Annotated in this window: 18 protein-coding genes; 4 read left to right on the top strand and 14 right to left on the bottom strand. The window is 46.3% G+C overall.

Annotated elements, in window-relative coordinates; translation table 11 throughout:
• On the top strand, positions 1-1,059 hold the full coding sequence (gene gspK, locus AAEY83_RS06290) for a type II secretion system minor pseudopilin GspK (RefSeq protein ID WP_025645732.1): 1,059 nt from the start codon (positions 1-3) through the stop codon (positions 1,057-1,059).
• A 30-nt stretch (positions 1,060-1,089) separates the two neighbouring features.
• On the opposite strand, the gene AAEY83_RS06285 is transcribed toward gspK, so the two are convergent.
• The 4 genes from AAEY83_RS06285 to ychF form a co-directional block, all read right to left on the bottom strand.
• Positions 1,090-1,770: a TetR/AcrR family transcriptional regulator gene (locus AAEY83_RS06285; protein WP_025645734.1), complete on the bottom strand. Its 681-nt coding sequence runs from the start codon at positions 1,768-1,770 to the stop codon at positions 1,090-1,092.
• Positions 1,771-1,878: 108 nt separating this feature from the next.
• The gene (locus AAEY83_RS06280) at positions 1,879-3,294 is read right to left on the bottom strand and encodes a deoxyguanosinetriphosphate triphosphohydrolase (RefSeq protein ID WP_025645736.1); all 1,416 of its coding nucleotides are present in this window, start codon (positions 3,292-3,294) and stop codon (positions 1,879-1,881) included.
• Positions 3,295-3,359: 65 nt separating this feature from the next.
• Positions 3,360-3,857 carry a hypothetical protein gene (locus AAEY83_RS06275; RefSeq protein ID WP_025645738.1) on the bottom strand — a complete coding sequence of 166 codons (498 nt, stop codon included), beginning with the start codon at positions 3,855-3,857 and terminating at the stop codon, positions 3,360-3,362.
• A 158-nt stretch (positions 3,858-4,015) separates the two neighbouring features.
• The gene (gene ychF, locus AAEY83_RS06270; protein ID WP_025645740.1) at positions 4,016-5,107 is read right to left on the bottom strand and encodes a redox-regulated ATPase YchF; all 1,092 of its coding nucleotides are present in this window, start codon (positions 5,105-5,107) and stop codon (positions 4,016-4,018) included.
• Between the two features lie 170 nt (positions 5,108-5,277).
• Between ychF and AAEY83_RS06265 the strand changes: the two genes are divergently transcribed.
• The gene (locus AAEY83_RS06265) at positions 5,278-5,649 is read left to right on the top strand and encodes a DUF7079 family protein (RefSeq protein WP_025645742.1); all 372 of its coding nucleotides are present in this window, start codon (positions 5,278-5,280) and stop codon (positions 5,647-5,649) included.
• Positions 5,650-5,698: 49 nt separating this feature from the next.
• Here AAEY83_RS06265 and AAEY83_RS06260 read toward each other — a convergent pair whose 3' ends face one another.
• Both AAEY83_RS06260 and AAEY83_RS06255 read right to left on the bottom strand, forming a co-directional pair.
• The gene (locus AAEY83_RS06260) at positions 5,699-6,526 is read right to left on the bottom strand and encodes a phosphodiester glycosidase family protein (protein WP_025645744.1); all 828 of its coding nucleotides are present in this window, start codon (positions 6,524-6,526) and stop codon (positions 5,699-5,701) included.
• Positions 6,526-8,286, bottom strand: a complete 1,761-nt coding sequence (locus AAEY83_RS06255) for an FMN-binding glutamate synthase family protein (protein ID WP_025645746.1) — start codon at positions 8,284-8,286, stop codon at positions 6,526-6,528. Before AAEY83_RS06255 ends, AAEY83_RS06260 begins: the two co-directional genes overlap by 1 nt.
• Positions 8,287-8,572: 286 nt before the next feature.
• Here AAEY83_RS06255 and AAEY83_RS06250 point away from each other — a divergent pair, with 286 nt between their 5' ends.
• Entirely contained in the window at positions 8,573-9,796 is a 1,224-nt protein-coding gene (locus tag AAEY83_RS06250) for an acyl-CoA dehydrogenase (RefSeq protein ID WP_025645748.1), read from the top strand.
• Between the two features lie 418 nt (positions 9,797-10,214).
• Positions 10,215-11,678, top strand: a complete 1,464-nt coding sequence (locus AAEY83_RS06245; RefSeq protein WP_037059151.1) for an NAD-dependent succinate-semialdehyde dehydrogenase — start codon at positions 10,215-10,217, stop codon at positions 11,676-11,678.
• A gap of 181 nt (positions 11,679-11,859) precedes the next feature.
• Here the strand turns inward: AAEY83_RS06245 and AAEY83_RS06240 are convergent, their stop codons facing one another.
• The 8 genes from AAEY83_RS06240 to AAEY83_RS06205 all read right to left on the bottom strand — a co-directional run bounded on the left by AAEY83_RS06240 (position 11,860) and on the right by AAEY83_RS06205 (position 23,254).
• Complete coding sequence (locus AAEY83_RS06240; protein ID WP_025645752.1) at positions 11,860-13,149, bottom strand: glycosyltransferase; 1,290 nt, start codon at positions 13,147-13,149, stop codon at positions 11,860-11,862.
• A gap of 160 nt (positions 13,150-13,309) precedes the next feature.
• Entirely contained in the window at positions 13,310-14,182 is an 873-nt protein-coding gene (locus AAEY83_RS06235; protein WP_025645754.1) for a TIGR03915 family putative DNA repair protein, read from the bottom strand.
• Positions 14,183-14,382: 200 nt separating this feature from the next.
• The gene (locus AAEY83_RS06230; protein WP_025645756.1) at positions 14,383-15,651 is read right to left on the bottom strand and encodes a putative DNA modification/repair radical SAM protein; all 1,269 of its coding nucleotides are present in this window, start codon (positions 15,649-15,651) and stop codon (positions 14,383-14,385) included.
• A 184-nt stretch (positions 15,652-15,835) separates the two neighbouring features.
• On the bottom strand, positions 15,836-16,693 hold the full coding sequence (locus AAEY83_RS06225) for a hypothetical protein (RefSeq protein ID WP_025645758.1): 858 nt from the start codon (positions 16,691-16,693) through the stop codon (positions 15,836-15,838).
• A gap of 236 nt (positions 16,694-16,929) precedes the next feature.
• On the bottom strand, positions 16,930-17,406 hold the full coding sequence (gene greA / locus AAEY83_RS06220) for a transcription elongation factor GreA (protein WP_025645760.1): 477 nt from the start codon (positions 17,404-17,406) through the stop codon (positions 16,930-16,932).
• Between the two features lie 330 nt (positions 17,407-17,736).
• Positions 17,737-20,991, bottom strand: coding sequence for a carbamoyl-phosphate synthase large subunit (gene carB / locus AAEY83_RS06215; RefSeq protein ID WP_025645762.1), 3,255 nt, complete (start codon positions 20,989-20,991; stop codon positions 17,737-17,739).
• A gap of 198 nt (positions 20,992-21,189) precedes the next feature.
• Positions 21,190-22,431 carry a glutamine-hydrolyzing carbamoyl-phosphate synthase small subunit gene (gene carA, locus AAEY83_RS06210; protein ID WP_025645764.1) on the bottom strand — a complete coding sequence of 414 codons (1,242 nt, stop codon included), beginning with the start codon at positions 22,429-22,431 and terminating at the stop codon, positions 21,190-21,192.
• Between the two features lie 271 nt (positions 22,432-22,702).
• A complete protein-coding gene (locus AAEY83_RS06205) occupies positions 22,703-23,254 on the bottom strand; it encodes a phosphatase PAP2 family protein (RefSeq protein WP_025645766.1) in 552 nt (183 codons plus the stop codon).
• Positions 23,255-23,436: the final 182 nt, after the last annotated feature.

Genomic DNA, 23,436 nt, shown 5'->3' with positions numbered 1-23,436 from the left:
ATGACGATAGCAATCAGATCTCAACGCGGCGTGGCTTTATTGACTATCCTGTTATTGGTGGTCAGTATCACTGTGGTGGCAGGAGCTATGCTCGCTAGTCAAAAGATTGTCATTCGTCGCAGCGGCTTATTATTCAATCAGAATCAACTGCTACAAGATATTGATGCCGCGCAGCAACTGGCAGTCACTTTGATTCGAGCAGATAGTATGCTCAATGACACCGATAGTTTGCAAGATATTTGGGCGCAGCCGCTGCCACCTTATCCTTTAGGGTCGCACACCGTGACTATGGAGCTGCGCGATGAGGCCGCCCGCTTTAATATCAATAATCTTTATCACGACGGAACAGTAGACGTTGCCGCGTTGGGTGTTTTTCAGCGGCTATTGACTCAGCTCAATCTAGATCCACAAATCGCTATCGCCGCTCTAGATTGGCAAGATGGGGATAGGGAAGTCTATAAGGATGGCGGAGAGGAGGGCGTAGTTTATGCTCAACAAGGCGCTGGCTTAAGCGCCGCTTTACCCAATCAGCCGTTCGTCAGTGTTGATCAGCTGCAAGATATGCCTAATATGAGCGCGGAGGATTTAGCGAATTTGCGCCCTTATCTGACTGCGGTGCCTTATTATCTACCGATCAATATCAATACCGCTCACCCTGAGGTGCTGGCTGCTTTGGTCGAGGATGTCAGCGCGCAGCAGATGCAAGGGTTAGAGCGTTTGCAAAAGCAACAAGTCATCGAGTCAGTCGATAGTATCTGGCAACAGCCGCCTTTAAATGCGGTCAGCACTGAGCAGCGTCAGCTTTTGACGCCATTATTGGGTGCCGATAGCCAAGCTTTTACGGCGCTGATTACTGCCACCGATAGCGCTAACTTAGGCGCAGCGCGACAAAGATTTGCCACAGTGCTAATTAGTAAAATCGATACTTCTGAGGGTAATAATACTGACAACGTTGCTGTTGCTGCTAATAACAACAATGACGGCTCTAATAAGACATCCGCAAAGACCGTTAGAGTAGTGTCGCAGCGGCTTTGGGCCTTTGCGCCTAACTTTCAATAAGCTAGTTTTATCCTTTAAGAATTGTAGACGTTATTCATCAAGCAAAGTCTCTTCGGTAGATTTCCAATTATAAGCGCCATAAAAGAGCATCTGGGCTTGACGAGTACAGTTGTGCTGCATCTGGTGCTTTTTGCGCTCAATCTCATCCAAATCGGCTTCATCGTCATGATCCTCAGAATAAGTCAGCTCTAACCAATCAATAATCCAAGAAAAAAACATGTTGATACCAGCATCAGCCAGCAGAAGACGGTCATAGTCGTTGATGTGACTAAAAGCCGGCTGCAGTGCTAAATCTTCTGATAAGCTCTGTATATGCAGCTTTAATAGTTTATCGATGGTGTTGCGCACCGCCTCCGAGCCGCCAAAGCGTTCACTGACTAGAAACTGCCAATAGTAGGGCTGCTCGCTGACCATCTGTAAGAACAGCTGAATACTCTTGGCGATCTGGCGCTCAAAGCTGCGAGTCTTGCCGATATGCAAGCCTTCACTTAAAGTAGCCATCGTACCGCCAAGCTCCTCAATCACCAAAGCTTGACCGAGCGATTCCATATCATCGAAATGCCGATAGAATGCGGTGGGCACTACGCCCACTTCACGAGTGATTTGGCGCAGACTAATCGAGCTAAAAGATTGCCCAGTCATACACAGATCTAAAACGGCATTAAAAAAAGCCCGTCTGGTTTGAAGTTTTTTTTGTTCGCGGCTGCTCATAAGATATCTATTGTGGCTGAGTTGTTGTTTATCATACCGATTTAAAGATGAAAATACGAATAAAATCAGAACACTTATACTAGGTTTTTATTATAGCCTAAAAACACCTTATACCATCGTGCCCCAGTGACCTTGTAACTCTTGCGCTAACCGATAAGCTTCATGATCATTCATGCCGGTAATAAAGTCCAAAATAATCAGTATGTTGTGATAAATATTGTCAGACAACTGGCGCTGTTGCTCGCTGAGATGCGGCTGTAGTAGGCTAAGCAGGCGCTGCTGCTCAAAGGGCATTGATGCATGATTCGATACAGTCCAAGCAAGCGGCATAAAAGCGTCGAGCAATCGCTGCAAGCATTGATTGGCCATCAGCTCCATTCGCACCTTACTTGGATGATTAAAAATGCGCTCGCGAGCCAATAGCTTAGCCTGAGTAATACCGCTTTGCACTTCTGCATCACAGTGGGCGAATAGACTACCAGTCAGCTCGCCAGCTAGCATCGCCTCGCTATTATCTACAAAGGCATCCGTCACTGTATTGACGAGCCGCATCATAGCGCGCGCTCGCAAAGAGGCCAACTGCTGGCTGACCGATAGCTTTGCTGGTAAAGTGATAGCAGCAGGGCGCTCACCAATGAGCTGATAAAATATTTCTGCAACTTCATTGAAATTGAGCATATTAAGCTGGATGCCATCCTCTAAGTCTATCAAGGCGTAGCAGATATCGTCAGCGGCCTCTAACAAATAAGCGAGCGGATGACGCGCAAAGCCATCGTGCAGTTGTGAGCGTGGCAGCTGCAAGCAAGTTGCGAGCTCCTCTAACTGGTGCGCTTCACTGACAAAACTGCCAAATTTCTGTACTTTATCTACGGGGTAGCTATTATCAAAATCTATGATATTGCTATGGCTGGCTTGCCAAGGGTACTTCATAAAAGCGCCGAGCGTGGCGCAAGTTAAGCGCATACCGCCTTTATCAGGATGATGCTCATTACGCACCAGTAGCCGAAAGCCTTGTGCGTTACCTTCATAAGCTAATAGATCTAACCGCTCTTCGGCGCTTAAATGCTTTAGTACCGAGCGGCGCTCAGCATGAATAAACCAATCACGTATGGCGTACTCGCCAGCATGACCAAAAGGCGGATTGCCAATATCATGAGCCAGACAAGCGGCTTGCACTATCACCCCAACATCAGCCGACGACACTCCAATAGGCAGGCCGCCAGCGAGCTTTTCATGGAGCTTTTCGGCAGACATCATCCCAAGAGAGCGCCCGATACAGGACACCTCTAGCGAATGGGTCAAGCGCGTGTGGATGCCAAGCTGATTGGTTAAAGGATGCACCTGCGTTTTTTGGTTAAGCTGCCGAAACGAGTGTGAAAACACCAATCTGTCGTAATCTTTATGGAACTGGGAACGGGTAACTCCATGAGTAACGAATTTTTTTGTAGAACCAAGACGTTGAGAGTTGAGAAGGTGAGACCATTGTGCGGTAGGAGACGATAAAGAAGTTGGCGTACCTAGCATAGTGACATATCCGAACCAAGGGAGCCTTTAGCATAACAAAATAGTACTCTCGGTACAGCCAGCAACTAAGATTTTTGGCAATTAAATATCACATCTTCTTCTTCTATAGCCACACTGCCATCTAGTGTCTTATTGCGCAAAGTTGCCTTATCTCTATCTACTTGCCATATAATGCCATGAGTGTCATCTAGGCCTATATCGCTCATATAGACTGTTTTGTCAGTGCTTTCTCTAGCATTTAAATCGTATTCGAGACCATCAATGAGTAGGCTGGCCGTTTGTGGTGTACTATCATTATTATAAAAAACTCTAATAGTAGTGGTAGGCTCACAAACAAACGGTGTGCCTGCACTGGCGTGATCATGTCCTTCGTGATCATCATGATCGTGTCCGTTATGATCGTGTCCATCATGCTCATGATGAACGTGTTCTTCTTGACTAGGCTCAGCATGTTCTTCGGTGACTGCTTCAGAATCGACTGTATCTGTATTAGGTTGACAACCCAGTAACGACCCCATTGCGACACTTCCCACAAGTACAAAACCCGCAAATTTAGTAACCATAAAATCCTCATTTATATAGAAATTTCAAAATATGTCAGAAATAAGATATGTTATAATATAACAAAAAAGAAATAAAAAAAAGCCGATGCTGATAAAGTACCAACACCGGCTGAATGAGTAGTGTGTAATGCTCAATAAACAGGGATTACCGTATGAGATTATACGTTAAATCTAAAATGCATGATATCGCCATCTTGCACGATGTATGTTTTGCCTTCTAAGCGCGATTTACCGGCTGCAGCTGCACCTTTTTCGCCGTTATACTCGATAAAGTCGTCATAAGCGATGACCTCAGCACGGATAAAGCCACGCTCAAAGTCCGTATGGATCACGCCAGCCGCTTGCGGTGCTGTCGCGCCAATAGCGACCGTCCACGCACGAACTTCTTTGACCCCAGCGGTAAAGTAAGTCTGCATATCAAGCAGATCATAACCGCCGCGAATCACTTGATCAAGACCTGCCTCTTCCATATCCATCTCAGCTAAGAAGTCTTTTTTATCTTCTTCATCTAATTGGGCAATCTCCGCTTCGATTTGGTTACAAAGCGCGATGACGATAGAGTCTTCACCCGTAGCGTAGTCACGCACCGCGTCCAAGTAAGGGTTATTCTCAAAGCCATCTTCACTAACGTTAGCGATATACATAGTAGGCTTAAGGGTAATAAGACCATAGCTTCTGATCAGTTTTTTCTCATCATCATCTAAGTTGGCTGCGCGCGCCGCTCGGCCTTCTGCAAGTAGGGGCTCAATCTTTTTGAATACCTCAAGCATTGCAGTGGCATCTTTATCGCCGCCTTTGGCTTTTTTGGAGAGGTTCAATATAGCGCGCTCAACGGCTTCGAGGTCAGCTAAAGCCAGCTCGGTATTGATGGTTTCGATATCGTCGATTGGGCTGACGCGGCCATCGACATGCACCACGTTATCATCATCGAAGCAGCGTACCACGTGGGCGATAGCGTCAGTCTCACGAATGTTGGCTAAGAACTGATTACCCATGCCTTCGCCTTTTGACGCGCCCGCGACGAGTCCGGCAATATCGACAAACTCCATCGTTGTTGGCAATACGCGCTCAGGATTGACGATATCGGCAAGCTTTTTGAGACGTGGATCGGGTACCGGCACGATACCTGTGTTGGGATCTTTGGTACAAAAGGGAAAGTTCTCAGCGGCGATTCCCGCTTTGGTCAAAGCATTAAATAAAGTGGATTTGCCTACATTGGGTAGGCCGACAATACCGCAGTTAAAACCCATAATGGTCTCTCAATACGTTAATAAAATCAGTAATTTGTAAGGTGCTGCTGTTTAGCATAAAAATTGGCGCTATTGTAGCAAAATTTAGCCACTATTAGCTACTAAGGGGCAGATAGATGTGCTAATTTTAAGCTAAGGCATGGTATGTCATGCGATCGTAAAGAAGTTCTATGAGTGAGGTTAGCGATAAAAAAGTGGCATGGATGGCATTGTCTGATTTGTTTGTTGATAACGAGATAAGCTATGAGTATATCGCCAAACGAGTAGCCCATCTGCCTATTAGTGAGGTGGAGCGCATTTTGTTTTATGACGTTGCGCCTGTATGTATGAGCAACTTATTGGTCTTGAGTCCAAGTAATCACAAAGGCTTTAGCGAAGCGTATATCGTCTCCAGTATAGAGCAGCACCTGTGTAAATGGCAAACCAGCCCCTTATACCGCAAAAAAACCGCGCTAAAAATCAGATTTTATAAGTTTTGCTTAAAGCAAGACTGGCATAAGCTGATATCTGAGATATGCCAAGTACAAAAAACTAATGGCTAAGCAAATAGGTAAGGCTTTATATTTAGCTCATAACTCAGATCTAACGTATTTACTGAGTATCAACCACGCCAATCATCACGCCCATCTGTTTTTTATCATGCTTGTCGATGCTAGGCGCGTAAAGCGCTGAGGCAATACCACCATCCAAGAATAGCGCATTAGGGCAGTGCAGATCCTCTTTGAATAGCTCAGCAAACTGATAAAAGCTCACGGGCTTCTCGCTATTGACCAGATGCATACTGCCATCGCTACAGACGCCTACGCCATTACGAAACTTTAAAGACTGGCTGTCAGGGTTGAATTTAGGATGGATCTCATTATCGATTACCAGCATCGGGCCTGACTGCGTGGCATACCAAGGCTGGGCTCTATCGTCTTTGATTAAGTCATCTAAAGCCTGACTCTCAGTAATTTGTATTTTGCCTGATTTATCCCACCATAGCACGCCATTAGGAAGCAGATGAAAATTACCGCCGCCTTCTTTTAGGTTTAGCGCCCGCTTTTCTTCGCCCTCGATGACCGTATAGCCAATGGGCGCGTAGCTGTCGTTATACATGCCTGCATTCACCGCAAGGCTTAGTGACTGGGTACTCGGTAGGCTGTCAATAAGTTTGTCAAAAGTCAGTAGCGTCTGTTTATTAGCATCTTGCCAAAACAGCTTTAGCTGATAACGATCTTCGGTTAGTGCTTGGCTGTCGATGCGACAAGCACTATAACTAAAAGGAGTTTGCTCAGTTGTACAGGACCAAACCTGCGCTGTTTTATCAGGCTTATCTGTACTAGAAGGCTGACAAGCACTCAAAGCTGCCGCTGAAAAGAAAGCTGCGCTAAGCTGCAGTATCTGGCGATTCAGAGTAGTCGATAGGCTAAGAGACATTACTGTTCTTTTAGATTGGTATTCATGTTTTCAGTCACATCTTCAAGCGTTTTTTCGTGCTTGAGCTTTGTGTTTTTACCCTTATCACGCGAGTCTTTATTGTAAGCGATGAGCGCATCATTATCTGGTAAGAAAGTATCAGCATCAGCCATCACCCACATCTGATTGAAGACATCAGCGCGGGCGCTATGATCGAGTAGCGCACCTTCATCAGCAAAGTAAAAGAACTTCGATAAGAGCTTGATTTGCCCATCATCAAGGCGGCGAGCGATATGATAAGGCTGCAACTGGCTTGGATGCTCAAGCCCTACCGCGCCAACGATACTCGATAAGGACTTCAGCGTGTTTTTGTGGAAGCTGGCAACGCGCTCTGCTTTGCTAGGGACATCTAGTGCTTTTTGACGATACGGGTCTTGGGTAGCCACGCCGACAGGGCAAGTGTTGGTATGACATGAGCGCGACTGGATACAGCCCACAGCAAACATAAAGCCGCGCGCAGAGTTACACCAATCTGCACCTAGCGCTAGCATACGCGCAATATCAAAGCCTGAGACAATCTTACCACTGACGCCAAGCTTGATTTTCTCACGGATACCGGCACCAACTAAGGTGTTATGCACGAATAAGAAGCCATCAATAAGCGGCATGCCGACACTGTCCATAAACTCAACAGGCGCCGCTCCCGTGCCGCCTTCAGCGCCATCGATGACAATAAAATCAGGATAGTTGTCGGTTTCCATCATGGCTTTGACAATCGCCATAAACTGCCATGGCTGACCGATGCACAGCTTAAATCCAACAGGCTTACCGCCTGATAAGTCGCGCAGTTGTTGCCAAAACGCGACTAGCTCTCGCGGCGTACTAAAAGCGCTATGCGAAGAGGGCGAAACACAATCTTGCCCTGTAAGTACTTGCCGGGTATCGGCAATCTCTTGGGTGATTTTTTCGGCTGGCAGTACGCCGCCTTTGCCAGGTTTCGCGCCCTGCGATAGCTTAACCTCAATCATCTTCACTTGGCTGTCGACTGCCTTTTCGGCAAAAGAGTGCGCATCAAAATTGCCTTCGGCAGTACGGCAACCAAAGTAGCCAGTGCCAAGCTCCCAAATCAAGTCACCACCAAACTTGCGATGATAAGGGCTGATAGCACCCTCACCGGTATCGTGCGTGAAGCCGCCAATCTTAGCGCCTTGATTAAGCGCCATAATGGCGTTGGCAGAGAGACTACCAAAGCTCATCGCTGAGATATTAAATACTGACATATCATGAGGCTGTATGCAGCGCTCGCCGCCAACCGTAATGCGAAAGTCTTGTTTTTCTAGCGGATGGCTAAGGGCAGATTGTAAGAACCACTCTTTGCCTTGGGCATATAAATTATCTAAAGTACCAAAGGCATTGGTGTCGCTAACGTTTTTAGCGCGCTGATACACGAGCGCTCGCTGCTGGCGCGAAAAAGGCACTTGTTCTTTATCATCTTCTAGTAAGTACTGACGTATCTCAGGCCGAAAATCCTCTAAGACGTAGCGGACGTGACCGGCAACTGGGTAGTTGGTTAAGATGGCGTGCTTGGATTGCATAATATCATAGATACCTAAAGCCACTAGCAGGCCGCCGATGATAATCAGCCACCAATTCGTCAGCAGTAGTCCTGCCAAAAACAAAAAGGCAGCAGCGGCAAAGGTACTATAGCGTAACAATACGCCGATAAGGTAGGGAAGGCTTCCTTTGGGTTCAGCGTTTAGGTTGGTACGAGATTGGGGCATGGGACGACTCAGCAGTATGACAATGAATAACCGCTCAAAGGCAGGTATAAAAATATTATACGTCTATAATATCACGGCTAAATGAGAGTTGCGTAACGGTGTGCTATTTCAAAGACCAGACCTCATCAAACATCTTGGTGATTAAGATTTTATCATCTTTTAAACACAGCTTTTGACTAGCGGCTGTTATCTACTAAAATGAAACGAACCGTTATGATTTACTGTTTATTCCATATATCATAAGCTAACCCGTCACAAATTATGCTATAAAGCCAAGGAAAGCAATATGCAAGCACCTACCAATGTTACGCACAGTACTACGCACAATGTTAAGCAGTCCAGCCCAAGCTTTGATTGGGAAGATCCTTTTTTATTGCGCGACCAGCTGACCGATGAAGAGCGCATGGTCAGTGATAGCGCGCGGCAGTTTTTTCAAAAAGAGCTGATGCCTGGTATCGTTGCTGCCAATCGTAACGAGAGCTTTGATCGCAATATCATGCGGCAAATGGGGGAGATGGGCTTGCTTGGCGTGACTATCGAAGGCTACGGCTGTGCCGGCTTGTCGCATGTCGCTTATGGTCTACTAGCGCGTGAGGTCGAAGCGGTGGACTCAGGTTATCGCTCGGCGATGAGCGTACAGTCGAGCCTCGTGATGCATCCTATCTATGAGTACGGTACTGAAGAGCAGCGAGAGAGGTATCTACCAAAACTGGCCTCAGGCGAATATGTAGGCTGTTTTGGTTTGACCGAGCCAGATTCTGGATCTGACCCTGCTTCGATGGCCACACGTGCGCGCAGTGTCGATGGCGGTTATGAGCTGACGGGCAATAAAATGTGGATAACCAACAGCCCGATCGCTGATGTATTTGTCATTTGGGCCAAAGATGATGAAGATAAAATTCGCGGATTCATCCTAGACAAAGGCATGAAAGGTCTATCCGCGCCGAAGATTGAAGGCAAGTTTTCACTACGCGCTTCTATCACCGGTGAGATTGTCATGGATAAGGTATTCGTACCCGAAGCGAATGCTTTTCCTGATATTCGCGGTTTAAAAGGCCCTTTTGGTTGCTTAAATAAAGCGCGTTATGGTATCGCTTGGGGTTCTATGGGCGCGGCAGAATTTTGCTGGAAAGCGGCCCGTCAATACACTCTAGATCGTAAACAGTTTGGTCGTCCGCTAGCCGCCACGCAGCTGGTTCAGCTCAAGCTAGCGAATATGCAGACCGAGATTACTCTTGGGCTGCAAGCCGCTCTTCGCGTTGGTCGCTTATTAGATGAACACAATGCAGCGCCTGAGATGATATCGCTCATTAAGCGTAACAACTGCGGCAAAGCGCTCGATATCGCCCGCAGCGCTCGTGATATGCACGGCGGTAATGGTATCTCGGACGAGTACCATATTATTCGTCATGTCATGAACCTAGAAGCAGTCAATACTTATGAAGGTACCCACGATATACATGCGCTAATTTTAGGCCGCGCGCAAACGGGTATTCAGGCTTTCTTTTAAATTATCTTAATCGATTTACACTAACGCACGCTAGGGGTTGGCTATTAAACGCTTAACTCTAGCGTGCGTTTTTATTTTGAATTTAAAAGTACAACAAGAAGTAACAATGAATATTAAGAAGGTTATGAGAATGCTATGAGAAATAGGGAGGTCATAAAAGGTAGCCTAGTATGAGTTTTATAGCTGATACTAGTATTAGTAATAGAAGTGTTAGTGGCCGTTGTAAATATTCTCCTCATCTTCTTATAATGAGGGAGTCCGTTTACAACTGCAAAGGTATACGCTATCACAGTGATGCAAATACAAGCGACTACACCGACATATCAAAGCAGTATATAAAATGTGCTTCTATAAATAAAAACACATCGGCGTACGGCTATCGATACATCCTATATAATTAAGAATAAGGAAAATAATAATGTCTGATACTTTAACCCTTTCTAATCCAAAGCTGCTCAAACAGCAATGCTTAATCAAAGATAGCTGGCAAGACTCAAGTGATGGTGCGACCATCGAGGTCACTAACCCTTTTAGCGGGCAAACCATAGGCACTATCCCTAGTCTCACAGAACAAGACGTCATCGACACCATAGCTTATGCTGACAAGGTACAAGCGTCGTGGGCCGCCAAAACAGCCCAAGAGCGCGGTGAGCTGTTACAGAAGTGGGCGGATCTGATTGATGACAACCAAGAAGATCTCGCTGTGCTTATGACTGCTGAACAAGGTAAACCTTTGACAGAGTCGCGCGGCGAGATGGCTTATGCCAATAGCTTTATCCGCTGGTTTGCTGAGGAAGGCAAGCGCGTGTATGGTGACGTTATACCGGCGACCAAAACCTCATTGCGTCATGTGATTATCAAGCAGCCGGTAGGCGTATGCGCCATTATTACTCCTTGGAACTTTCCGGCGGCGATGATCACGCGCAAAGTTGGACCGGCTCTCGCGGCAGGCTGTACAGTGGTTATCAAGCCCGCTACGCAAACTCCTTTTTCCGCATTAGCGCTTGTGGTGTTAGCTGAGCAGGCCGGTATTCCAGCTGGTGTGATTCAGATAGTCACGGGTAAATCCTCAATGATAGGCGAGGTTTTGACCAGCGACAATCGTGTGAAAAAGCTCTCATTTACAGGTTCTACTGAAGTTGGGCGTACGCTTATGGCACAGTGCGCGCCGACGATCAAAAAACTCTCTTTAGAGCTTGGCGGTAACGCACCATTTATTGTCTTTGATGATGCCGACTTAGAAGCCGCTGCTGATGGCCTAATCGCCTCAAAATTCCGTAACGCCGGTCAAACTTGTGTCTGTGCCAACCGAATCTATGTACAGGCGAGCGTAAGAGATAAGTTTTTAGATATCTTTACCAAAAAAGTCGCCGCGCTCAAAGTCGGTAATGGCATGGATGAAGACGTTGATATTGGTCCGCTTATTAATGAGGACGGCTTAGAAAAAGTACAAACCCTGCTGCAAGATGCGCTCGATAAAGGCGCTAAAGTGGTGACGGGCGGCGATAAAAATGATGCTTCAAAGCTAAGCTTTAACCCAACAGTAGTGACGAATGTCGCCTCCGAGATGGATATTGCTCAAGAGGAGATATTTGGACCTATTGCCACGATATTTACTTTTGAAGAGGAAGCCGAAGCCATTCAAAAAGCCAATGATACCATCTTTGGTTTAGCGGCTTACTTTTATAGTCGTGACTATGCGCGTTCATGGCGCGTTACCGAAGCATTAGAATACGGCATCGTCGGTCATAATACTGGCCTTATCTCAACCGAAGTAGCGCCTTTTGGCGGTATCAAGCAATCTGGCTTTGGCCGAGAAGGTTCAAAATACGGTATTGAAGAATATGTCTCGATTAAATACTGGTGCAGCGCTGTGAGCTAACATTGCTCAAGCTCGTAGAGTGCTTGGGAGTCGCTATGTATGTATAATATGATGATTGTATCTGTATCAATACGAGTACGTTAGAAAAAAGAGCTTAACTTTTTAAGGTTGGGCTCTTTTTGTAATAAAACATGAAAGCTCTGGTAACTTAGATATGTTTTAGATGTGTTTTAGATTTGACTCAGCTTTTCTTGGTTAATGATATGGAGTCTTTGGCAGGGCGTTTTTTCACTGGCTGCTGTTCAGTCAGATGATCAGAGGGTTTGTTCAAAGATTGCGCTGCTGACTTAAGCGTTTTGGTTAGTTTTTTATCGGATTGCTTATTCAGTTTTGCCTGCCCTTCTATTAACGAGTCTTCATACAGCTTCTGATAAATACCTAGAGTCTCGGTAATCATTTTACGCATAGTGAATTTATTGGTCATCTCAGGGCGCGTGACACTCTCAAGCTGACTTCTGACTACTTTGCAAAGCGCTTTAGCATTATATTTTTTGACGAGGCCTTGCGGATAGAGGGGCTGCAAAATCTCACTAAAGGCAGCTTGATCCCAACCGATGACCGGTGTACCTAAATGGATCGCTTGTAGGGCATTGATACCGATAGATTCGGGCTGATTGGCGAGCGCCATGACGATATTCGCCGCTGACAGCCACTCACGCATATCGTTACGCTTACTGCCGACATAAGTAATACGCTCGCTTAAGCCTAACGTGTTACTGCGCTGACGAAAGTCTTCATGCACCACATCGCCTTCACGGTAATCTTCGTCCATGATGATGACATGAATGTTAGGGAACTGCTCTTGTAGATTACCTAAGATATCGATAAGCCACTCTTGCCCATATTCGTTACCGATAACCGTCGGAAACACTAGCCATTTTTTGTGCTCAAGCTCAGGGTGTTCAGCGAAGGTACGGCGTAGCCAGTAGACAGAAGGGTTGTGCCGATAGGGATAACGGCGCGTATCGACCCCGCGATAAATACGCTTAATGTGCCTAGGACCAAGCTCCTCACGGCGGATGCCTTTGATCAAATAGTTAGTGACACTGTCAGAAACGGTGATGATAGTATCCACATCCAACAAGGCCTGCGAGTACTTATTAATAGGATAAAACCCATACATAGTAGACACAAGCTTCGGGCGGCGCTTCACTTTGGCGCGTTTAAGCGCCAAATGTAGTATCCAAGCCGGCGTTCTAGAGTGGACATGAATGATATCTGGATTATACTTTTCGATCAGATGACGCAGCGGTACTACTTGCAGTAAAGACCGCCAAGATTTTTTATTCATATGCAGCTGATGGTATAAGTTACCATCACGCTCTAGACGCTTGACCAGTTCGTTATCTTCATCCGCGCTAGAAACGATAATAGAGGTGTGGCCGTTCTTGACCAAAGCGCGCCCAAGATGAAAGATTCCGCGTTCGGACTCATCGTGTTTTAAGGAAGATAGTAAGCGCATAACGATCATAATAGCGGCAAGCACTCTTTAAGTTAAGATTTAAAGTATCAAAAAGGTAAGCTGCTATTGTCAGTTAAAAAAGAGTAAAACTCAACCTTACAGCGAGAGTACGGATGATAAAAGCGCTTAAGGTTTGTAAGTAGGTGCAAAGGTGGTCTGACGATTTTTGCTATCTTTTTTTCTCAAGGTAATCAGCGTTGGGCAGTATTTGTTTTTCGCTTAAATATTTCCAGTAGCGCTGCGGCATGTGCTGTCTATGGAGACGGGTGTTTTTACGCTCTTTGATATTGACGTTGGTAAAGTAGCCTTGCCAAAAGCGCTGATAACGTTGCTCATCCACGCTATGGATGCTAGCAGGATTACGTAGCACTGCCTCATCAAGATTAGTGATGGTTTGTAGCTCAGCAGGATGTGATGGCGTACTCTGACTTTTGTCATAATAAATGCCATAACCGCGCGCTAAGTCGTATATCGCCCAATGCTGATCTTGATAGCGCTGACGAAAATGCTCGCCAATAATAGGCAATACATTAAAATCCGGCTCAACACGTGCAAAATAAATATCATCGGTGGTGTGCTCAAAGCGTACAAAAGCCTCCATACGGTGCTTTTCTCGGTGTACGGACTTCACCGTTTGCGCAAGCTCCAACACCTCTAAACGTCCCAAATCCTCTAACACTTGGCGTTTAGGATGATCAATAGCATATTTGACGATATGAAATAGGGTAGTACCGATGTTAGGCTTTTCTGATAAAAACCCCCAAAGGATCTGGCGCATCCCTGAGCGCCCAAGCAGCTTATTGAGCTTAACAAGCACGCGCTGAGCTTGCTCATCATCAGTTGTGACATGAGCGGCGGTGCTTATTAGTGAGGGTACATACTGATCTTCAGCGATCAATTGCAAGGACTGATCATATTGCAGCTTACGCTCATACACCTGATAGACTGCGCTAAGCCAACCCTCAAAGCTTGGCTCGTAAAGTAAGATGTTCGGCGTTAGATGACCGACAGAGTAAGTCTGATTGATACTAAGTACTGACATTATTCCCTCACAGTGATTTAGATTGAGGTAGCTAGCTATTACCGTAGGCTGGCGCTTTAGCCCAGCGCTTTTGATTTTTAAACCTAGTACAAAATAGACTACTTATTTCATAAACTATTTTTATTGTCTGCGATAATAATCCTACATAACTTTTGCTGGGCTAAAGCCACAGCCTACGCATACTAAATTAAACCAACCTTTTAAAATAACGCCATCTGACCACTGCGCTGATCTTTGTACTTGGTTTGCGTTTGCGCGAGCACATATTGGCGAAAGTTATTGCGAGTCAAATGCGAGAGATGCTCATTCTTACCTGTAGTCGCGATAAAGTACTTGGCGCGATTGACCGCAGCGCCCATCTTTTTGAGATGCTCTAGAGTCAGCTGATTGAACTTGCGCGCTTTGATAATCTTTCGTGCGGTTCTAGTGCCGATACCGGGGATACGCACGATCATCTCATAGCTTGCTGTCTGAATGTTGACGGGGAAATGCTCACGATGACGAATTGCCCAAGCGAGCTTTGGATCACAGTCCAAATCCAAAAACGGCGAGTCAGGCTCAACGATCTCATGCGCGCCAAAACCATAAAAACGCATTAACCAGTCCGCTTGATAGAGGCGGTTCTCACGCACCATAGGTACCGGCGTGCCGATAGCAGGCAGTCGATTATCAGACAGCATCGGCACATAGCCTGAGTAGTAGACGCGCTTGAGGTCGTACTGTTTATAGAAGTGGCTCGATAACTGAATCACTTGCAAATCGGTCTCGTTACTAGCGCCGACGATCATCTGACTAGTCTGGCCCGCTGGGGTGAACTTTGGCGCTTTTTTATGAGTTTTACGGCTCTCACGGATAGTGATAATCTCTTCTTTAACCGTTTCCATCGGCGCTTTTAGCTCATCATGTGACTTCTCAGGCGCAAGCAGTGCAAGCCCTGACTTAGTCGGAATCTCAATATTGACGCTCAGACGGTCTGCATAGAGTCCTGCCTCTAACAATAGCTCTTTTGAAGCGCCAGGAATAGTTTTTAGATGAATATAACCATTGAAACGCTCGCGAGTGCGCAGTATCTTTGCCACTTCCACCAGTCGCTCCATCGTGTAGTCGCCACTTTTAAAGATACCTGAGCTTAGAAATAGCCCTTCGATATAGTTGCGGCGATAAAACTGCATGGTCAAATCAACCACTTCTTCAACCGTAAAAGCCGCGCGCGGCGTGTCATTGCTTTTACGCGAGGTGCAGTACGCGCAATCATAGATACAGTGGTTGGTCAGTAGGATTTTGAGCAAGCTGACGCAGCGGCCGTCTTCTGTGTAGCTGTGACAAATACCTGTCGCTGAGGCATCACCGAGGCCGCCGCCTTGGTTTTTACGGGTGCCAGCGGAGGAGGAGCAAGAGACATCATATTTAGCCGCATCCGCTAAGATATTGAGCTTACCTTGTAGCCTGTCATAATTGATGGTTGCCATAACTTATAGTACCCATTCATTAGTAGAGTGCTATTTTATCAAATTTGGCGTTAAGTCATTGTATTTAATAGCAAATTATCAATAGTATGCGACAACTGTTGTCGCCTATGACATAGAATAAGCCTTAATGAATCAAGGCTTATCGTCTTTAGATAAAGAGGTTAAATATTGATTAAGTATAAAACTATTGCACCTTAGCGCGTATCACGACTGTTTGTGGCGTATTAGCAGGCAGGTTTGCCAAGTTCCACTTGAGAGCTGAATAATTCTCTTGCACCGTCACAGTATTACCGACTTGTTGAATCGTCTGATAGCTATCGCCGCCAGTAGTCGCTAAGGTCGGTAGTGGACTGTTTAACGACACCACTCTTACGCCACTTGGCAAAGCAACCATAGCATTCACATCATTGATAGGCTGATTGCTATTATTAACATAAGTGGTCTGATATTCGATGATATCACCAGGCTTAATGCTATTAGCAGGGACCGCGACATCACGGCCACTACTGTCTTTTAGGATTTTCATCACTTTAGTATGAGCATTGACGACACCAGGAGTGCTAAAAGTGGGGTTCAGTTGTAGGGTATCTAAAGTGGTCACCGTCTGACTGGTAACGACTGGGCTTGTCACGATTTGATTATTAACGACAGCAGCTGTTGTCACTGGCGTCATCACTTGGGCAGCAGTATGGATGGGAGTAGTCACTGTCGTCATTGGCGTATTACCGATTTGCTGAGTGACTTGACTGGTTATCGGACCTCTAGCAACGACAGTCGATGATCCTTGACTAACTGTATAACGCGGCACACTAGTCACTTGCGTCACTGAGTAGGGCATGCCATTTCGCATAGAGATGCCGTTGGGGGTGGCGGTAATAGTCGCCGTATTGCCATCAGAATACTGCTCAACGACAGTAGTACTGCCAGTCGCAGGTTGATTGATAATAATCTCAGAAGCAGCATTGGCGCTAAAAGAGAACAGCACGAAGCTGGTCATTGTAGCTGCAAAAACCGTTTTATTCGTAATAGTGTTCGTAGTCATCATAAATTCCTTATAATAAAGTAGACAGTCCGTGATTGGCTCAAAAGTTAACTGATTATCTGCTAAATATAAGGAAGTTAAATAGTAGCATTGTGTAATTTGCCAAAAGTACATCAATGAATATTTACTGAGCTAAGGCAGGCATAAGGCAGGCAATAATACGCATAAAAATACCTCAATGGATTAAGGAAACTTAATCCATTGAGGTATTGATAGAAAGCTAGGGCTGAGCTTGATTAGTTATAAATAACCTTCATCACCTCATACTCAACCATACCTTTTGGCGTCTCGATACGGGCTTCATCGCCTTCAAACTTACCAATCAAGCCGCGCGCGATAGGCGAGTTGACGGAGATTTTACCCGCTTTAAAGTCCGCTTCATCATCACCGACGATTTGATACTGCTTTTCTTCTTCCGTATCGACGTTTTCGATAACAACGGTGACACCAAACACCACTCGGCCTTCTTTGTTCAGGGTAGCAGGGTCGATGACTTGCGCGGCGCTAAGCTTCGCTTCGATGTCACGGATACGCGCTTCACAGAAGCCTTGTTGCTCACGAGCGGCATGATATTCAGCGTTTTCTTTTAGGTCACCATGCTCGCGGGCTTCAGCGATGTCGGCGGTAATACGCGGACGATCGATGGTTTTTAATTGTTTAAGCTCGGCCTCTAAAGCGGCGTGACCTTGGGGAGTCATAGGATAACGTTGCATGTTTTTTCCTTAAACCAATAACAGCACACCATCTCCTAGTGAATAGTGAGATGGTGCTATGTTGTTGCAATGAGTGTGAGAGAGTATATAAAGATTATGGAGATAAATCTATGTAATTAAAGCCAGCTAACAAAAGCTAAGTAATAAAAGTTTAACAGACGCTGATTGACTTGCTCAAAGCACAATAAAAAGCATAGTAGCAGTGATGCTACTATGCTTTTTTAAGCCGAATAGGATTTATAAACTTTTAAAACATGCTTTACGATAGGTCTAATCTACTGAATTTAAGCTGCCAAGTCAATAGAATATCAATACAGACCGCGAGTGCTACTAAGCGACAGGCTTAGCTCTTGCATGTAAGTCTTGCAATTTATAAACATCGAAAGGCAAGTCGATTGCATAAGATTTACAAACGGCTTCGGCGGCGCCTAAGGTCGTGACATAAAAGACTTTGCCTAGTAGCGCGTTACGGCGGATAGAGAACGAATCCTCTTGCGCTTGTTTGCCTTCGGTGGTATTGATAATCAAGTCAATTTTGCCGTTTTTGACCGCATCAACGATATGCGGGCGACCTTCGGTGACTTTATTGATTTGCTTACAGTCGATACCGTTATCAGCCAATACCGCTTGCGTGCCAGTGGTCGCGACTATCTCAAAGCCGTAGTCTTGTAGCTGACTAGCGACTGCAACGATTTGTTCTTTGTCGCTATCACGCACTGAGATAAAGACAGTTTTGGTTTCACCTTCAGTCGGTAGACCTGGCAAGCGCTCATTACTACCGATAACCGCTTTGTAAAAAGCTTCACCAAAGGTTTTGCCAACGCCCATGACTTCACCAGTCGACTTCATCTCAGGGCTAAGGATGGGGTCGACGCCTGGGAACTTAGCAAACGGGAATACCGACTCTTTTACCGCATAAAAATCAGGTTTGATCTCGTGTGTGAAACCTTGGTCTTTGAGTGACGTACCTGCCATGCAGCGTGCGGCCACTTGCGCAAGCGATGTACCAATACATTTTGAGACAAAAGGTACGGTACGCGCGGCGCGGGGATTGACCTCAAGGATATAAACGGTCTCGCCTTTGACCGCAAACTGTACGTTCATCAGACCCACAACGCCAAGCTCTTTTGCCATCGCTATGGTTTGCTCGCGCATCACATCACACAGCTCATCTGACAGTGAGTAAGGCGGCAGTGAACAAGCCGAGTCGCCAGAGTGCACGCCCGCCTGTTCGATATGCTGCATGATACCGCCGATCACTACATCTGTGCCATCACAGACGCAATCGACATCGACTTCGACGGCATCATCTAAGAAGCGATCGAGTAGTACTGGCGCTTCATTGGACGCTTGTACGGCGGTGCGCAGGTAATGCTTGAGCTCCTCTTCGTTATAGACGATCTCCATTGCGCGGCCGCCGAGTACATAAGACGGGCGTACCACAAGCGGATAGCCGACGTCTTTGGCTTTTATCAAGCCATCCTCAAGACTAGTGGCTAGTGCGTTCGACGGTTGGGTGAGGTTCAATTGCTGAATCATGTGCTGGAAGCGCTCACGGTCTTCAGCGCGGTCGATAGCGTCAGGGCTAGTACCGATGATCTTCACGCCAGCTTCCTCTAAAGCGCGGGCCAGTTTCAATGGCGTTTGGCCACCGAACTGCACGATAACGCCGTCAGGCTGCTCGATACGGACGATCTCTAGCACATCTTCTAGAGTGATAGATTCAAAGTAGAGACGGTCGGAGGTATCATAGTCGGTAGAGACCGTTTCAGGGTTACAGTTGACCATGATAGTCTCATAGCCATCTTCGCGCATGGCAAGAGCCGCATGGACGCAGCAATAATCAAACTCAATACCTTGACCGATACGGTTCGGGCCACCGCCGATGACCATGATTTTTTTGTTGTCAGTGGGCTCAGCCTCACATTCGCTGTCGTAGCTTGAGTACATATAAGCGGTACTCGTAGCAAACTCTGCTGCTGCGGTATCGACACGCTTATAGACGGGATGGATATTTAAGTCCCAACGCTTAGCGCGTAGCTGCTTTTGTGAGATGCCAAGCAGTTTAGCCAAACGTAGATCTGACAAGCCTTTGCGTTTAAACTGGCGCAGATTGTTCTCATTTAAGTCGCCAAAGCCAAGCGCTTTTACGTTTTCTTCAGTTTTGATAACATCTTCGATTTGTACCAAGAACCAAGGATCGATGTTAGTGAATTTGAACACCTCTTCCACGCTCATACCGATACGAAAGGCATCGCCGATATAAAAGATGCGATCGGGAGTTGGTACAGTCAAACGATTAATAATCTCGCTACGCGCTTTTTCTGGTTTCACTGCCGCTAAGTCGATTTGCTCATCGAAGCCGTCTGCGCCAGTCTCGAGGCCGCGTAGGGCTTTTTGCATAGACTCTTGGAAGTTACGGCCGATAGCCATCACTTCACCGACCGATTTCATCTGCGTTGATAATATATTGTCGGCTTGCGTGAACTTCTCAAAGTTAAAGCGCGGTATCTTAGTGACGACATAATCAAGCGTCGGCTCGAAGCTGGCAGGCGTAGCGCCGCCGGTGATGTCGTTTTGTAGCTCGTCCAAGGTATAACCGACCGCTAGTTTGGCAGCGATTTTAGCAATCGGGAAGCCCGTGGCTTTTGAGGCTAGCGCTGAGGAGCGCGAGACACGCGGGTTCATCTCAATGACGACCATGCGACCATTTTTTGGATTAATACCGAACTGCACGTTTGAGCCGCCCGTCTCAACACCAATCTCACGTAGTACTGCCAATGAGGCATTACGCATGATTTGATATTCTTTATCGGTCAAGGTTTGCGCCGGCGCGACCGTGATTGAGTCGCCAGTATGCACGCCCATCGGATCGAAGTTTTCAATGGTACAGATGATGATGCAGTTGTCGTTTTTATCACGCACGACTTCAGTCTCGTACTCTTTCCAGCCAATTAGCGATTCATCGATAAGTAGCTGATGAGTAGGGGACAAGTCAAAACCGCGCTCACAAATCTCGATGAACTCTTCGCGGTTATAAGCGATACCACCGCCCGAGCCGCCCATCGTATAAGAGGGACGAATGATACACGGATAGCCCATTTTCTCTTGGGTGGCAAAAGCCTCTTCCATGGTTTCGGCAATCTCTGCGCGCGGACACTCAAGGCCGATACGCTTCATCGCCTTGTCAAATAAATCGCGGTCTTCTGCCATCTCGATGGCATCTTTGGTTGCGCCAATCAGCTCACAACCATATTTCTCTAGCACACCGTTACGATCTAGCTCTAGCGCACAGTTGAGCGCCGTTTGACCGCCCATCGTTGGCAAAATCGCATCAGGACGCTCTTTATCGATAATTTGCTCGACTGTCTGCCATGTAATGGGCTCGATGTAAGTGGCGTCCGCCATGACAGGATCAGTCATGATAGTGGCAGGGTTTGAGTTGACTAAGATAACGCGGTAACCTTCTTCGCGTAAGGCCTTACACGCCTGTGCGCCTGAGTAGTCAAACTCGCATGCTTGACCGATAACGATAGGGCCTGCGCCAATGATAAGAATGCTTTTTATGTCGGTACGTTTTGGCATAATGTTTTTAAGTCCTATTTTGGCGGATTGGGATTTTTAGATGCTTACTACAATTTGCAATTCGTTTTAACGATATTTAGCTGCTGCCATTTTAGACGCTATGATAAGTCTTAGCGCCTAGATAGTTTGTTTTTAAGGTTAACTCTACGCTTACACTTATGCTAGGAGTTAAGAGTGGGGCAAATCTATTAAGGTCTATTAAGCCTTTGCCTTTTCCATCATAGCCGCAAACTTATCGAACAGCTCAGCCGCGTCATGAGGGCCAGGACTCGCTTCTGGGTGACCCTGGAAGCTAAAGACTGGCTTGTTGGTCAGCTCAATGCCTTGGTTAGTACCATCGAATAATGAGCGATGCGTTGATTTGACATTATCCGGCAAGGTATCTTCATCGATTGCGAAACCATGGTTTTGACTGGTAATCATCACCGCGCTAGTGCCCAAATCTTGTACTGGATGATTGGCACCATGATGCCCGGTCTTCATCTTAACCGTATTCGCGCCGCTAGCCAGTCCAACTAGCTGATGGCCGAGGCAAATCCCGAAGGTAGGGATATCAGTCTCTTCAATGATATGACGCACGCTGTCAATAGCGTAATCACAAGCCGCCGGATCGCCTGGGCCATTAGATAAGAAGATACCGTCTGGATTCATCGCTAGCACCTCTTCGATCGGTGTTTGCGCGGGTACCACAGTAACCTTGCAGCCGCGATCCACCAGCATACGTAAGATATTAGTCTTCGTGCCAAAGTCATAAGCGACGACATCGTATTTGTGCTCGATGTGCGTGCCAAGTTGCTTGAAGAAGCCGCCCGTACCGCTGTCATGACTACCGGGTGCATCACGATTGAGTAGCGTATCGGATAATTCCCAAGTGCCCGACGTCCATTCAAAACCTTCTGGATGGGTGGCTTCTTTTGCCAAATCCATGCCTTTGAGACCGGTAAACTCTTGCGCAAGCTTAATGGCTTGTTGTACGTCTGAGTCGCTTACCTCAATGCCGTTCGACGCGGTCATAATACAGCCGTTTTGGGCGCCTTGCTCGCGCAGTAAACGCGTCAGCTGACGGGTATCAATCTCAGCAATAGCCACAGTATCGTTACGTTTTAGATAATCGCTTAGTGATTCAGAGCTACGGAAATTTGAAGTGGTTAAAGTGGCATCGCGAATGATAAGACCCTCTGCCCAGACTTTATCATGACTTTGGGTGTTGCCAGATTCGCTGTCCTCAGCGTTGGTACCAGTATTGCCAATATGAGGATAGGTGAGGGTAACTAATTGGCGCGCGTAGCTTGGATCAGTTAGGATTTCTTGGTAGCCTGTCATTGCGGTATTGAAGACCACTTCACCGACCCTATGACCTGTACTACCAATACTGACACCTCGAAAAATCGTCCCATCTGCTAATGCCAAAATTGCTTGTGTTGTTGTCGATGAATTCAAGGATTTGCCTCCGCTATTGATGATGAATGCGCTACTATATTTGTGGTTGTCACTTCAGCGGATAATCGATAATTTATACCAATTCAAAGCGTTATAAAACCGCTTATCGCTGAAATTTTCCCACAAAAAAGCGAGAAGACAAATAGATGAAAAGATACTTAATTCACATAGGGGTGAAGAGTAACTTACATCATGTCCACTCGCTTAGGCACAGATTTTGAGCATTGTACTAAACTTTGATAATGAGAGCTAGTCTTATTGTGCAAGTAAATTACTTAAATTGATAATTAACGCTTAAGCCATAATAATCAGGCGATAAATTAGGCGCAACGGTTAACTGATCATTATAGGTAGTGGTGAAGTACCAGCTACTCACCATGCCCAAAGCTGCGCCAGCGAGCACATCTAATGCATCGTGCTCATCGGCGTCTAAGCGACTATAAGCGACAAAGCCTGCGCCTAAATAAGCTGGAATGCTATACTCAAGGCCATAGCGCCGATGAATAAAGCTTGCCCCCTGAAAAGCGGCTGAAGCATGACTAGAGGGAAAAGAGTTATCGCCCTCACCGTTAGGGCGCTCCTTATCTATCACCGCTTTTAGCGCGTAAGTTGTAGCAACAGTAGTGCCAAACCCTCGATAAAACTGCTGGCGTCCTTCTTTGTCATCCTTATAATAAGTGCTACCATAAGCGATAGCAGGGATCGCAACAGCAACCACGCTGCCTGCCTTTTCGATACTAGAGCTGTCGTCAGCATAACTAGGGCTTACAGCTAGCGTGCCGCTGACGAGTATTAATAGAGGTAGGGAGTATTTGCTATTCATAGTCATCTTCCTAAAAGGGTTTACTGTGACTCTCAAAGTGGTATGATTTGCATCGTCAGTGAGGGTTGCGTGGCCTTATTTTAAGACAATCAATCCATAAAACCTATAGGGCGTGTTGAACATTCACAAATGCGCACTGCTGATCGCTAAAATAGTTCTAGTCTAAGTGAAAATTGCAGGTA

It is taken from the genome of Psychrobacter sp. TB20-MNA-CIBAN-0197 (genome assembly GCF_040309765.1).
In the GTDB taxonomy this organism is placed as follows: Bacteria; Pseudomonadota; Gammaproteobacteria; order Pseudomonadales; family Moraxellaceae; genus Psychrobacter; species Psychrobacter submarinus.
Note: the sequence above shows the minus strand (reverse complement) of the source record. Positions and strands in the feature narration are given on the sequence as shown.